The sequence below is a fragment of the Streptomyces sp. NPDC024698 genome, from assembly GCF_055559015.1.
In genome coordinates this window covers 17,451-30,753 of sequence record NZ_JBVHLK010000039.1, presented here as the reverse complement: position 1 = coordinate 30,753, position 13,303 = coordinate 17,451, and the positions used below count along the sequence as shown (strand labels likewise).

Sequence of the window (13,303 nt, the reverse complement as noted above, 5' to 3'; positions counted from 1 at the left end):
CTCGCGGCCAGCGCATCGTTGTAGACCACCCGGGCACAGCCGAACGCACGGGCCAGCGCGATGCGCTGGCCCGGCGTCGGCTCGAGCCGGAAGGAGTACCGCAGATACACGCGACCAACCTAACGACCGCCACTGACAACGCCGGTCCGCCCAGGGGCGAACCGGCTTCTTCTGCCCTGCTCCGCAGGAGCTTCGATTCCTCCCCGGCCTGAAGGCCGGGGTATCCACGAAGGAGACCTGGGGCAACGACGACCCTGTGGCGCCCCACCGGCCCCAAAGAGCTGGATCTGGTTCGGGAACTGGACTGGCGTGCCTGGCCACCCCGGCTGCCCGAGCAGCCGATCTTCTACCCGGTCCTCAACGAGGACTACGCGGTCAGGATCGCGCGGGACTGGAACGTGAAGCACGACGGCGCCGGCTTCGTCACTCGTTTCGAGGTCGAGTCGGAGTTCTTGAGCCGGTATCCCATCCAGCAGGCCGGCGGGCGGACGATCCTCGAACTATGGCTTCCGGCCGAGGAGTTGGACGACTTCAACGCCCACATGGTCGGCGAGATCCAAGTGGTCCACGAGTTCCGCTGAGACGGAGCGGCCTGTGGCCCGGCGGCGCGCCTCCCGATCGTGAGGTTCGGGATGTCCAGGTGTCGGCCGCCGGATAAGTGCATGCACTTATGCCCGAGTCACGACGCATATTCGGCAATACCGGCCCCAACAGCGGATCTGGTCTATAGATTCACGTCCCGGCCGCGTATCACCGGCATTGTCCGGTGCGCAGGCAAGGTGTCGGGGCAGGGGACGACGGGGGATGCCGGTGCGTGTACGAGGGTTATGGGTCGGTCTTGTGGCCGTGGCCACCGCAGCGGCCGGATGCTCGGCGGGGACTCCCGATGCGCCGAGGAGCGCCTCGCCGGCGTCATCGGCTTCCGGCGCGGGCACGGCGGCCGGCTCGCCGGGCCTGACCCGTCAGCAGCAGGCCGCACGCTCCGTCGGCCAGGCCATGGTCAGCCGCTCCGTGGTCGCCTTCGACGTCTCGGCACGCAACCTGAGCGACCCCGCCCAGTTCTACGGCCAGGGACGCATCGGCCTGTCCTCCGACGGTACGAAGGCCGTCGCGACGCATGTCCTGTACGACCCGGGTGAGGACCCGTGGTTCCCCCCGGACGTCGTGGTGATCGGAAACCGCGCCTGGGTGACCCCGGACAACTCTCCCGCCACCGGCACCGACATCTACGGGCCGACCACCTACGTCGGCGATGCCGGCGGCGCGACGGACAACTCCGATGTCAGCAACGCCCTTCAGACGCGCTGGTTGGCATCGCCGGAGCATCTCGCGGCGCTGTTGGAGCACGCCGATCACTACCGCGAAACCGATCGCACCGAACGGGTCATCACCGGCCAGGTCTCCCTCGCGGCCCTGGCGTCCGACCCGGCCGGAGGCTTCTTCTACCGCCCCTACGCCCAGGCGAGCCCGGGCAAGGAACTCACCTTCACCCTCGTCACCGGCCACGACTATCTGCCGGCATCCGTGAAGATCACCATTCCCTTCCACAGCGACGACCCGGACCGTTCGTCCCAGTTCATCTCCGACCCCTTCTCCGTGAAGTACCGCGACTGGGCCAAGGGACAACCCATCACCACCCCCGCTCCCTCCCCCTCGCCCCAGTGGGGCGGCTTCCCACCGCAGGACAACGCCGCCACCGCCCAGCCCTCCGCCTGAGCACGGCAGTCACCGCCCGGCCGGGCAGGCCGGACCTCGATTCTCAGGACGGGGAAAGGGTCGAATCACCGGGTGGCTGAGAATTTGCGGGACAGCCCTTGCACTCGCGGACTTTCTCTATTTCCGTCACGAATTCGACAGTCTTCAGCCCCACCGGCATCACGTCCCTCTCGACCCGGAGAATCGACGTTCTCCGCCGGAACTCCATTTCAGGCATGAACGGCTCTCCCGTGACCGCCGGCGCAGAAATTCGTACGAGGTCATAAATGTGCGAGCCAGGCAACAGCGGGACGACACGACCAAGGAAGCGGCGGCCACCCGGCTTTGCGCTGTCAGGGCGACGGAGTCGGACACGGAAGGTTAAAAGATTCGTTTCATCTGGTATCGGGTCGCGACGGATACCCACGGGGAGATGCATCCCGTCGTACCGAAGCGGCACTCACCCTCACCGTCTCCGGGAGGGGTCGAACCAGTCTGCACGGCAGAGAGGTAGAGCCGTCCGGCGCAGGTCAGCCGCTTTCTCGGGCTGCCCATGATCCAGACGAACCTGCCCGGGTGGCGCCTGGGATCCGGGGCCGCCAGCCATCCTCCCCGGGACACCACCCGCACATCGAGAGACCGCAGCAGAGGTGACCATCCCGGAGAGGCCAGGAAATACACCTGCCGGCACCGCGCATCCCACAGCATGGGACCGATGGGGCCCGTGGCGTGGAGCAGGTCGACGTATGCCCGGTAGCCTCTCGCCTCGGAAAACCTGACCGCGTCCCAGGATGTTCCGGCCGGAAGTACGGTTATTCCGCATGAACGCCAGTCGTCGAATACCTTTTCCCGATCGCCGGACATCTCCGCGAGCCATACAGCCAGCTCCGATGCCGTTGAGATCATTGAATCCTCCCGGGTGATACCGCCTTCTGTAGGGTGACCAATCGACCGTAGCATTACGAATGCCGAGATCGGTAGAGGCCGTACGGGAGACGGTCGTGTCTCATTAGAACGACATCGATCTTTTCAAATGGCGATAGCTTTCCCGTCCGCGAGGCGGTTTTGCCGAGCAGGATCCGCGAAGCGACGGTCGGAAAGCTCGAAAGTTCTTGCATATTTTCCCAATTTCGCTCCTGTTCGTCGATCCCGAATGGGCACTCCGTTCTTTGACGCTCCGCCGGGACCGTCGGCGGTGGTGTGCCGATTGCCGCCGAGGCGGAGCACTTCGGCACGATCAAGCCGATGGCCGCCTGTGCCGACAGTCCGGCCTCTCCGCCGACGCGTTGCGTCCACGACCGCCCGAGGGCAAGGCGGGTCGCAGGTGCTTGGGCTGTAGGTGTTTGTGCGGAGGCTGTCCGTGAGACGGCAGACCTTCCGGCAGCCGGAGCTCTCCAGTCGCCCGCGGAGCCCGCCGAGCTCACCGGCCGGCCGTGGCGGTCCGCCTGGGCCGAGAGGCGGGTCCGGTCGCACCATCCGCCCGGACCGTGAAGTCGCCGCCCGGACCGTCTCGTTCAGGGCCGGGCACCGCCTCCCGACCGAACGCCGGCGGGCCGGCATCGCGGTCTCCCCGAGCACCGGAACAGCCCCGCTCACACCAGAGCAACACCGTGAAGACATCAAAACCGTCGGAAGCCGTGGCTTTCATCCCACCGAGTGAAGGTCATCAACGGTGTCCGGGATCGCGGGCAGGGCCGGAGATCGAGACCGGCGCCTCCTCACCCCCGCCGCCGCGCGCAGGACCGGCCCACTCGAACCGGAGGTTCGGGCGGTGCCGCGCGGCAGGTGCCGGTCCCGTCGTCTTCTTCCGACCGGCAGGCCGCCGCAGCGAACCATCCGGCTCGGTCACGTTCCGTGACATCCCCGGGCCGGTCCGGCAGGGATGTGAGAAAGATACCGAAAGGCTCTCCAAAAACATCGAGGCATTTCGATCGCGCGAAGACGACGCTTTCTCGGCATATCCCGTGGCAGGTGCGGCGGAAGTGAACAGTCCGTCTCTTCATAAATCTGGGCACTTTGTTGGCGGGAATCAAGGAAATAGGGCACGGGCGGGCTCTCTGACGGTTTGCCTGAAGCCCTGTCCATTCGACTCGCACGGCCCGTCCGCCGGTCGAGTGTTTTCCCTGATCCGTTTCCGTACGGAATAGAAGCGGCTGACCGTTCGGCCATGCCCTCCGACCTGCTGTTTAGATCCTCGATGACACGTCGGCCCTTCGGACACGATGCAAGTCGCCTGCATTACCGGTCCAAAAGTTGCGGGTACTGTCGGTTTCCGGGCTGAGATTGCCCTGAAATTGAAGGAGGATCAATCAGTGAAGCGTATGGCTGGAACTTTGGCTGCCGCAGTCATGACGGTCGGGGCCGTCATTCTGCCGCTCGCAGGTTCGGCGGCAGCCGCTCCGGCTCCCGTCCTCAAGGCACCGTCCGCGGTCGTGAGCTCCCCTCTGGACCCTCGCAACCACGGCGGGGACCACGACGGGGGCCGGGGTCGCGGTGACGACCGGGGCCGTGGCGACGACCGGGGCCGCGGTGACGACCGAGGCCGCGGTGACGACCGAGGCCGCGACTGGAGCGGAGACCGGGGTCGCGGCGGGGACTGGGACTACTACCGGGACCAGGGCTGGAACGGGGACCGTGACCCGGGTCGCCGCTGCTACTGGAGCCACCACCACGGCTGGGGACACCACCACCACGGCCACTGGGTCTGCGTATCCGGCCGGCTCCGATAGCCAGGATCGTCAGTCAGGGCACTGCCCGCCGTCTTGGGAAGCCTGCGGCGGGCAGTGCCCTGCCGTCGGTGCGGCACGGTTCCCGGGACACCCTGTGAACAGCGCGGCGTCGTACCGGCGCGCACGGCGCCGACTGTCAGCCCCGGCCTTCCGCAGCGGCCGGTTCGCGATGAACCCGCACACCCGCGATCGAACAATCGGCCCCCGAGTACACGAACACGACAGGACTTGCCATCCGATATGAATAAAGGGGCTGTCGCTTCCGTCCCGCTCCGCGCTCACGGAACCCGTCAACCCGCACGGTCTCTCGCCCCGACTGCCGGATCGTTTCTTGTAAAAATTCGGGAATGCGTTCAGGTCATCTCCTGAAGATGGTCAGGGTTGCCCCACTCACCTCAATGTGGCGTTCCTCCAGCTTTTCCCCGCAGCACAAGGCCGTCAGGCACGATCTGAATAGTCTCATCTCGTCTCCACTGAGAACTGCCAAAGCCATGTTCATTACATCATCCAGAGCCGCGGCCGTCAGGCACTCCGGTAGCTCCCCGGAGAGCAGAATCACCGGCTCTCCTGTAGTACCGCGCACAACAGCCGTGGTGGATGATCCTTGGACGACGAACACTTGGACCCCTCCGACGACGCTTCATCAGGAAACCCGCTCAGCCCGGGTGGAACAAGAGGATAGCGACAAAAACCCCCTCTTTCGCACCTATTGGCATGACTTCGAATCCTGCGCGCGAACCGAGAAAGCGGCGCGGCGCACGGACCGCTCCCATGTGCCGGAACGGAGATCCTTGACGGTCCTGGAGGGGGGCGGTCGATGACACCCGGTGGACGTACCGTTTCGCCAAATCCGGCCCGCGATGGCCGGTCACCGAGGACATGACCCGAGACGGCCGTTCGCGGCGGCGGGGCTGCCGGTGATCATTTCTGGGGCGGCCCCCGTCGGACGACCGCGTTGGATGCATGTCCCAGCTCCTGCGAATAGGCGTTTGATGTCGTCGTACAGCTGTACGTGTCGATACCGCCGCGCCGGACCGGTCTTCGGCACCAGGAGGAGCAGGGCGGCAGGCCCGCCTGGCGTGGACGCGCCAGGCGCACCCGCCCCGGCCGGCGCCACGCATGACGCATCCGCAGAGCCATGATGAGATGACTCGCTTCCAGATTTACTGAAGACTTCAACTAACAACTGAAGATGAAAATTCCTATGCTCTAATTTGGTGCTCTTGCTCAACTTCTTTTCCTGAGCAGCAAGTTCGGAACGGCTCGGTCCGGGGTGGCGCTTCTCCCGGCCCGAGGCGGTCCGGCGCGGTCCGGCTCGGGCCGAGGATCGCCGGTGCCTGCGCCGACGTCGGCACCGGCCGTCCGGACCGGGGGCGCTCCTGGTCTCGTGGCCGGCGGAAACACGCCGTCGCACGGGGTGTCCCGCGCGGGGTGTCCCGTGTCGGTCGGGGCTCGTTAGCCGGTGCATGACTTCTACCACCGGCGCGTCGATTGCCCGGCGCGGCCCCAAGCTGGAGCCGTTGCTGCTCTCGGGCGATGAGCGCACCGTGTTGGAGCGCTGGGCGGCGGCACCGCCGCAGGCTCTGGCTCTGCGTGCGCGGATCGTGCTGGCGTGTGCGGGACCCGAGGTGCCGGCGATCGTCTCGGTGGCCAGGGACCTGCGGGTGGCCGCGGACACGGTCCGCAAGTGGCGACGGCGTTTTGTCGCCGAGCGGCTGGACGGGCTGGCCGGCGGGCCTCGGCCGGGCCGGTGGCCCGCCCTCGGTGCCGATCGGGCGGAGGCGGAGGCAACCGTGCCCGATGCGTCCGGCGACGGCCTTTCCGATCTGGGGGCGGCCCTCAGACGTATCGCCGAACTGGACGCCGAACTGGCCATCCACCGACGGGCCGCGGAGCTGCTGGGCCAGGGCAGCCCCAGGAGTGTCGCCCACTGGGGTTGATGCGGCGCAAGAGGCCGTGCAGCGCGCCCCGTTCACCTTCGCCGAGCGGACCGAAGGGGGCGGCGAGGACACCGCCGGTGATGGCACGCGCCGTGGTGTCGGGTGACGGCATGGGCGACTTGGCAGGGACGGTGCGCGCCGCTTCGACGCACACCCGGGTCACACCCTGGTCGAGGACACCGCCGTCCGCAGTCCGGCACCCTGCCGCTCCGCAGAACGCCCTGTCCGCGTGCGCCGCGCGTCCGCCCGGCCGCCCGGGAATCGCTGGTTGCGCGGGGGCCTTCATGGGCGCGGCCGGCTCGACGCTGCGGGACACGTCCTCGCCGGGTCTGCCGACACGGCGGCGGGGAAGCCCCGTTCCGGAGCCCGGTGGCCGTTCCCGGCGACCGGGCCACCCAGCCACCGGGTCATCAGGTCGCTCCGTGACATCACACCACCGCGAGATCCGCGTTCTTCAGGCGGGCCGGGGCGCCTGCATGGTTCGCCCGTCTCCGGTGCCCTGACCTGGCGGGACGTCTGTGGCTGCCGGCGCAACTGCCCAGCCACGAAGGCGAACTGACGTACGTTTTGGGCATGAAGGCTGTCTCTGGGGGGTTTGCGAACCATCTCCCCGTCCGCTACTGTCCGAGATCTCCGGACAAGTTGTTCGGAGACTCCGGACAGCGGCTGTCGTCCGAGGCCCTTGCATTCCCAAGGGCCTTGTCACAGCAGCGCGTTGAGCCGCCAGAGCCCGGTTCACTCCCTGTACCGGCTCTGACGGAGCCGCTCACCCGCGTCGGTCGGACCTGACGAACCCCGACGCACCCTGTGCTCTCGCATCTCGGTCCGGATCCGCCGGAAATCGACACATATTCACACTGAGAGGTCTTCATCATGAACAACGACATGCTCGAAGCCGAGTCCGCTGAGCTGCTGCCCGGCCGTGAGGCGCTGGGGAAGTTCTCGTTCAACTTCGCCAAGACCACCAACATCTCGCACAAGGCCGCCGCCGTCGGCGCCCACAACGAGTCGCTGGCGGCGAACTCGTTCTCGCCGTTCGCGGTCGCTCAGTCGCAGGCCACGCAGGCGATCAGCGTCCACCAGTAGTCCGGACGCCGCCAATGATCGGCATCTGCCCTTAGGACCGGTGTCATCATGCCGGGCCGGCTCCACCGGCCCGGCACCCGCGGGATGGAACATCCGCCAGGCGGACGACGTGTGCGGCGGGAGGGGACTCCCCCGCGGACGCCGAACAGTTCCAGGGACAACCGGCGCGGTTGCCGCCCCTGCGAACCCGGCTCCCTGCCGGCCGGGTTCGGCAGCGGGAACACGGCGGCACCGGCGGCCTCACCCGACGAGAGCCGGGGGCCGGGGGCCATCGTGCCCCCGGTTCGTCCCTTCGCGGGCGGCGCAACGTACGCCATCCGTCAGTAGCTCGCATGCCCCCTTGTGATCGCGCTGGATGCGGGGTTCCCGCATCTGAGGAGGAACGTTGGCAGTGTCCGGAAATCAGAACCCCGACGCTGCCGGCCTGTCGCAGACGCAGCCCCTCGGCGGCGACGCTCCGAACGGTGCCAGGAACGACACCACGGTTCCCCTCCAGTCGAGTTGGAGCACCGTGCGGCTGCGGGCGCCGGACGCCCAGCCGCCGCTTCCGGTCTTTCCCGTTCCCCGGCTGAACCACGGCCTGGAACGCATGGGGGAGTACAAGGGATCAGGGACCACCGAGCCGAAGTACCTTGTCCGCCGGGGTGACGGCCAGGTGATCCAGCTGTCCCGGCTGCTGTATCTGGTGGTGAGCGCGATCGACGGAGTGCGCGATGCCGAAGGCATCTCCCACTTCGTCAGCGGCCGCCACGACGCCGAGGTCACCGCAGACAATGTGGTCTACCTTCTGGAGAGGAAGCTCACCCCCCTCGGCGTCGTGACGGCCGACGGAGCGGAGCCGGAGCGGACGCCGGAGCCCCGCTCCGATCTCCTGCTGGTCCTCAAGGGCCACAAGGTCGTCTTCCGCGAGGACCAGGTGGCCCGGATCGCCGCGGGACTCGCGTGGCTCCACCGGCCGCTCATCGTGGCCCTGGCGCTGACGTGCACGGCGGTCATGGATGTCTGGCTGTTCGGCGTCCACGGGGCCATGACGCCGGTCCTGCGCGTGGTGGAACAGCCGATCTGGATGCTGATCGTCTTCGTGCTGACCGTCGCGTCCCTGGTCTTCCACGAATTCGGGCACGCCTCGGCATGCCGCTACAGCGGAGCGACGCCGGGAAAGATCGGCTACGGCATCTTCCTGATCTGGCCCTCCATGTACACCGACGTCACCGACGCCTACCGGGTCGGACGCGGCGGACGTCTGCGCACAGGCCTGGGCGGCGTCTATTTCAATGTGCTGTTCATGCTGGTCCTGGCCGCCGCGTACGCGGCGACCGGCCAGCCGTACTTCCTCGCGGCCATCTATCTGGCCCACTTCGAGGTCCTCGAACAGCTGATGCCCGCCGTACGTCTCGACGGCTACTACATCCTGGGCGACCTGGCCGGCATCCCGGATCTGTACGGCAAGGTGAAACCCATCCTGCTGAGCATCCTGCCGGGCCGCCCGGTGCACCCGGACGTGGCGGACCTCAAGCGATCCGCCCGGATCGTGGTCTCCGTCTGGGTCGCCACCATGATCCCGCTGCTGCTGGCGGAGACCGGCTACGCGCTGTGGAATCTTCCCCGCCTCGTCTCCACCAGCCTGCGTTCGCTGGTCGAGCAGCTCACGGGGACCTTCTCGGCCTTCGGCGACGGGCAGATCGCCGCGGGACTGGTCGGGGTCATCGGGAGCCTCATGCTGATCTGCCCCATGGCCGGAGGGGCCTATCTGACCGTACGGCTCGGCGGCCGGCTCGCCCGTGGCGCGGTGCGCGTCACCGAGGGCAACACCCCGCTCCGCGCGGCGATCGGCCTGGCGGCACTGACCGGTGTCTCCATCCTGATCGGCGCGTGGATGCACGGCGCGACGCCCAAGCCGCTGCCTCCCGCCCCGCCCGTCGCCCCGGTCCTCCAGCCGGGCGTGCCCACGGCACGACCCGCGCACGACACACCGCACCGCTCCCGCGAGGTGACAACGGTCCCGGCGGACGCGCCCACACCCCAGCACCCGCGGCACATCCCTCCTGCCGCCCCCACCCTCTCCCCCGCGTCGAGCACAGGCCCGGCCTCCTCGGACACGCCGGCCCCTAGCCCCGACTCCCCCGGCAGCCAGTCGCCGACGTCGACGGGGAGGACCACCGCCGCGCCGACACCCTTACACAGCACACGATCTGACACACCATCAACCATTTTCTCCCCCGACTCCCCCGCGCCCTCGGAATCCGACCCGGCCACGACCGCGCCCGCCTCGCCGACGCCGGCCGGAACGGATTCCGCGTCGAACACCCCGTAAGGCGGGCCCAGTAGCCCACCCCCCATCCCCCATCCCCCGCCTCTCAGGAGGAATCGATGACACACCGCAAGCCGCGCAGCAGCAGTGTCGCCAAGACCGCTGTACGACTGGGCATGATCGCGACCACCGGGATCGCCGTCGCGGCGACGACGACGGTGGCCAGCGCAAGTTCCGGCGGATCACACCTCTTCAGCTCGTCCACCGCGGTGGACATGGCGAACACCCATGCCGACCGCATGCACGTCAACCAGTTCGACGAGTCCTTCAGGATCCACCAGTTCGGTCCCCGCGTCGCGGTGACGGCGAACAACCGGGCCATGGCCGAATCCGCGGGCTGCTCCGTCTACGCCCCGTGCCGGTCCATCGCGCTGTCCTACCAGATCGTCACCGCGGCCGGACGCAACGCGCGGCTGCTCAACGCCACCAACATCAGCCGCTCGGCCAACGACCACTGCCCCGGCTGCGAGACGTTCTCCGGCGCGTACCAGTTCGTCGTCGCCACCCCCCAGGAGCTGACCCTGAGCCGGTCGGCCCGCAGTCAACTCGCCCGTATCCACCGGGAAGTGGCCGCCCTGAGGACCTCGGGCCTGCCGATTTCCAGCGTCAAGAAGCGCGCCGACGAGCTGGCCAACGAGGTCAAGACCATCCTCGACCACGAGGCCGCCTGCGCCCCTCGCGGCAACGCCCCGGATCCGCTCGACAGCTTCCAGCCCACCGTCACCATGCACCGTCACGTCCACTGACAGGACGGGGCTGTCAGGAGATCCGGCTGCGCCACCGCCTCCCGCCTGACAGCCTCACGACACCCCTGAGCGCTTCGCCCGGCCCGGGCCACCGAGCCGGGCCCGCGAGCATCCCCGGGCCGGAAACCAGAAGGAACATGCCCAGACAGCACCCCTCTTCTCTGCACAACCGAGCCCTGGACCTGCTGGCCGAGGGGCGGTCCGTCAAGGACGTCGCCGCCGAACTGCACCTCAGCCGACCCACCGTGTACCGCTGGCGCCACGCCTACGCGCACCTGACCGCACATCAGTTCGTGGGCGGGCAGGCGTCCTCGGAACTGAACGCCGCCCGGGCGCGCATCGCGCAGTTGGAGAGCGAACTCCTCGCCCACCGGCGTCTGACCGAGCTGCTGAACGATGTGGTGCCCCCAAAAGACGGTTCGAGGCCATCCAGGTGATGACGGCGGAAGGACACTCGGTCCGGTCGGCGGCCACGCTCCTGGGCGTCTCCGAATCCGGGTACTACGCCTGGCGCCGGCGTGTGCCCTCGAGCCGGCCGCAACGCCACGCCCGGCTGACCGAGCTCATCGTCTCCATCCACCGGTCCTCCAAGGCCGCGTACGGCTCCCGCCGCATTCATCACGAGCTGCGGCAGTGCTACGGCGTCAACGTCAGCCGCGGGACGGTGGAACTGCTCATGCGGCAGGCCGGCATCAAGGGGCGGACCGGCCGCTCCGGTTGGACGGCCCCGCAGCCCCCCGAGAGCCGGACACCACGGCGCCTGTGGGTCACGGACGCCAGGGCACACCCCACACCGGCGGGCACGCTGTACTGCGCCGTCGTCCTGGACACCGACCAGCGCCGGCTCATCGGCTGGAGCGCGGCACAGAGCGCGACCCACGAACTGGTCCGCAGGGCACTGAACACCGCCCTGACCAGGGAGGCCGCACACGCGCCACGCGACGGAACCCAGCGCCCCCCATGGACCGTGTACGCGTTCAGTGAGGGCGTGCAGGCTCTCGCGCTGTCACCGCGGTCCGCCTTCGCTCCGGACCGGCGCGTCCAGGCCTCGGTGGACCGCTTCTGGAGGAAGGTCGACCACCATCTCCCCCCGCCACGGAACTGGAACAGCCCCGGGGACCTGCTGGAGGACATGAAGCACCTTCTGGGGACCTTCACCTCGCACGCGTGCCGGTTCGACGATTCGTGCACCTGCGGCGTCGACGACCGCGGAGGAACCGCTTCCCGGCCGAGACCACCGATACCGGAAGGCCTGGAGGTGAGCCGGCTTGCATCATCGTGAAAGGGAACATGCGGAACACAGGAGAGACTCCCCCCTTGCCCATCGCACCGGTCCTCAGAGGCGACCTGAACGTGGGCGAGGACCTCCCTGCCACGCGCGCCCACGAAGTCATGCTGCACTGCGCCATGGACGCGGCCTGCGTTCCCCCGACGCTGCGTGAGACGGGGGCCACGACCCGGATCGCCGAGCTCGACTACCAGACGGTCGCCACGGTGATCGCATGGCTCAGGGCAGCCAGTGCCCGGAACTTCTGAGCCGCCGGCCCCTGAACGACCGGGATGCCCGGTGACCGGGACAGCCGGTGACCGACCTGCCCGAGGCCTGGAACGCCTAATGGCTGGGGTGAGCCTCTTCCTCCGTCGCGGCGGTACGCAGAAGGGATTCCACCAGCGCGGAAACGTGCTTGCGGTCGACCGGACTGAGTTTCTGCACGCTGGCGATCAGGATCGCGACCTCGGGATCTCCGGCCGCGAGGGTGTCCTCGCGATAGAGGTTGACTCCGCACGCTTCGGCGGCGGCCCGGTGCACCGGGGGCACGGGGATGCCGAGCCCCTTGGCCAGCCCCTCCAGCGTGCTCTGCTGCGGCATCTGGGCCAGCCGCTCCGACGTCGCCAGGTGATGGACGGTGGAACGTGAGATACCCCCGCGGCGCGCCACGTCGCTGTAGGACCAACCGCGCTGTTCAAGTTGGTGCTTGATCAGGACCTGCAGTGGGTTCGGCACGGCTGGTTTCTCCTGCTTGGATGTCGCTTCCCGCCTCGTGCCAGTGAGTTTAAACGAATCGGATCAATGATCGTCTTCCCTCGTCGCCCGGGGGCCGCGTCCCCGCGTCTCCACGTCTGCGCACCGGCCTTCACCGAGGTGACCGAGCTCCTGCGCCGGCCGAGCCGAGCGCCGGGCGGACCCTTCGGCAACGGGAGGCCCGGCGGACGGAATCGGCACGGGCGGGCGCCGCGGCCGCGGTGTCAGAGGTGGTCGAAGGGCTCGGCGTAGGCGAAGGCTCCGCGCAGGTCCGGCTCGTACGACGAGAGGGTGCGGACCTGGAAGTAGTCGCCCCAGGCGGGGTCCGGCGCGGTGATCCCGTACCGCGTACTGGGGTGAAAGCCGTAACGGCCGTAGTAGGCGGGGCTGCCGAGCAGGGCGACGAGCGGTTCGCCGAGGGCGTCCGCCGCGCCGAGCACGGTGTGGACCAGCGCCAGCCCGACGCCGCGGCGCTGATGGTCGGGGTGCACACTGAGCGGGCCCAGTCCCAGGACCGGGGCGGTGCCGACGTGTCCCCGGGTGCAGATCACGTGCCCGACGGCCTCGTCGCGGTCGTCCACCGCCACGAGCGACAGCTCGGGCATCCAGCCCTCACAGCCGCGCAGTTCGCCCAGCAGGGTGGCCTCGACGGGAACCGGGATCCCCGGTTTGGCGAACGCGGCCGCGGTGAGGGCGAACACGGCTGGAATGTCGGCGGGCGTCTCGCGTCGGATCAGCACCGGCACAGTCTGGACGCGCAAGCGGCGCGGGCG

General features: G+C 68.5%; 13 protein-coding genes. 9 read left to right on the top strand and 4 right to left on the bottom strand.

The window, feature by feature from the left end:
* Positions 1-110: helix-turn-helix domain-containing protein (locus ACZ4AA_RS37400; protein WP_467612855.1), on the bottom strand; the 110-nt coding region annotated here is incomplete at its 3' end.
* A 144-nt stretch (positions 111-254) separates the two neighbouring features.
* Between ACZ4AA_RS37400 and ACZ4AA_RS37395 the strand changes: the two genes are divergently transcribed.
* Both ACZ4AA_RS37395 and ACZ4AA_RS37390 read left to right on the top strand, forming a co-directional pair.
* Positions 255-581, top strand: a complete 327-nt coding sequence (locus tag ACZ4AA_RS37395; protein ID WP_467612852.1) for a hypothetical protein — start codon at positions 255-257, stop codon at positions 579-581.
* 265 nt (positions 582-846) lie between these two features.
* Positions 847-1,716, top strand: coding sequence for a hypothetical protein (locus ACZ4AA_RS37390; protein WP_467612849.1), 870 nt, complete (start codon positions 847-849; stop codon positions 1,714-1,716).
* 3,066 nt (positions 1,717-4,782) lie between these two features.
* Here the strand turns inward: ACZ4AA_RS37390 and ACZ4AA_RS37385 are convergent.
* Entirely contained in the window at positions 4,783-4,983 is a 201-nt protein-coding gene (locus tag ACZ4AA_RS37385; RefSeq protein WP_467612846.1) for a hypothetical protein, read from the bottom strand.
* A 907-nt stretch (positions 4,984-5,890) separates the two neighbouring features.
* Between ACZ4AA_RS37385 and ACZ4AA_RS37380 the strand changes: the two genes are divergently transcribed.
* The 7 genes from ACZ4AA_RS37380 to ACZ4AA_RS37350 all read left to right on the top strand — a co-directional run bounded on the left by ACZ4AA_RS37380 (position 5,891) and on the right by ACZ4AA_RS37350 (position 12,043).
* Positions 5,891-6,364: a helix-turn-helix domain-containing protein gene (locus ACZ4AA_RS37380; protein WP_467612843.1), complete on the top strand. Its 474-nt coding sequence runs from the start codon at positions 5,891-5,893 to the stop codon at positions 6,362-6,364.
* An 873-nt stretch (positions 6,365-7,237) separates the two neighbouring features.
* Complete coding sequence (locus ACZ4AA_RS37375; protein WP_467612840.1) at positions 7,238-7,450, top strand: hypothetical protein; 213 nt, start codon at positions 7,238-7,240, stop codon at positions 7,448-7,450.
* Positions 7,451-7,841: 391 nt separating this feature from the next.
* The gene (locus ACZ4AA_RS37370; RefSeq protein WP_467612837.1) at positions 7,842-9,764 is read left to right on the top strand and encodes a hypothetical protein; all 1,923 of its coding nucleotides are present in this window, start codon (positions 7,842-7,844) and stop codon (positions 9,762-9,764) included.
* Between the two features lie 56 nt (positions 9,765-9,820).
* Positions 9,821-10,507, top strand: a complete 687-nt coding sequence (locus ACZ4AA_RS37365; protein WP_467612834.1) for a hypothetical protein — start codon at positions 9,821-9,823, stop codon at positions 10,505-10,507.
* Between the two features lie 137 nt (positions 10,508-10,644).
* Positions 10,645-10,944 carry a helix-turn-helix domain-containing protein gene (locus ACZ4AA_RS37360; protein ID WP_467612831.1) on the top strand — a complete coding sequence of 100 codons (300 nt, stop codon included), beginning with the start codon at positions 10,645-10,647 and terminating at the stop codon, positions 10,942-10,944.
* Positions 10,944-11,789, top strand: a complete 846-nt coding sequence (locus ACZ4AA_RS37355) for an IS3 family transposase (protein WP_467612828.1) — start codon at positions 10,944-10,946, stop codon at positions 11,787-11,789. The genes ACZ4AA_RS37360 and ACZ4AA_RS37355 overlap by 1 nt, the downstream gene beginning before the upstream one ends.
* A 35-nt stretch (positions 11,790-11,824) precedes the next feature.
* Complete coding sequence (locus tag ACZ4AA_RS37350) at positions 11,825-12,043, top strand: hypothetical protein (protein ID WP_467612825.1); 219 nt, start codon at positions 11,825-11,827, stop codon at positions 12,041-12,043.
* A gap of 76 nt (positions 12,044-12,119) precedes the next feature.
* Here ACZ4AA_RS37350 and ACZ4AA_RS37345 read toward each other — a convergent pair whose 3' ends face one another.
* Positions 12,120-12,512, bottom strand: a complete 393-nt coding sequence (locus ACZ4AA_RS37345) for a helix-turn-helix domain-containing protein (RefSeq protein WP_467612822.1) — start codon at positions 12,510-12,512, stop codon at positions 12,120-12,122.
* A 242-nt stretch (positions 12,513-12,754) separates the two neighbouring features.
* A complete protein-coding gene (locus tag ACZ4AA_RS37340; protein WP_467612819.1) occupies positions 12,755-13,270 on the bottom strand; it encodes a GNAT family N-acetyltransferase in 516 nt (171 codons plus the stop codon).
* Positions 13,271-13,303 lie beyond the last annotated feature (33 nt).

Coding starts and splice junctions, on each gene's coding strand:
- ACZ4AA_RS37360 (WP_467612831.1), top strand. CDS start 10,645: ATGCCCAGACAGCACCCCTCTTCTCTGCACAACCGAGCCCTGGACCTG.
- ACZ4AA_RS37365 (WP_467612834.1), top strand. CDS start 9,821: ATGACACACCGCAAGCCGCGCAGCAGCAGTGTCGCCAAGACCGCTGTA.
- ACZ4AA_RS37380 (WP_467612843.1), top strand. CDS start 5,891: ATGACTTCTACCACCGGCGCGTCGATTGCCCGGCGCGGCCCCAAGCTG.
- ACZ4AA_RS37375 (WP_467612840.1), top strand. CDS start 7,238: ATGAACAACGACATGCTCGAAGCCGAGTCCGCTGAGCTGCTGCCCGGC.
- ACZ4AA_RS37355 (WP_467612828.1), top strand. CDS start 10,944: ATGACGGCGGAAGGACACTCGGTCCGGTCGGCGGCCACGCTCCTGGGC.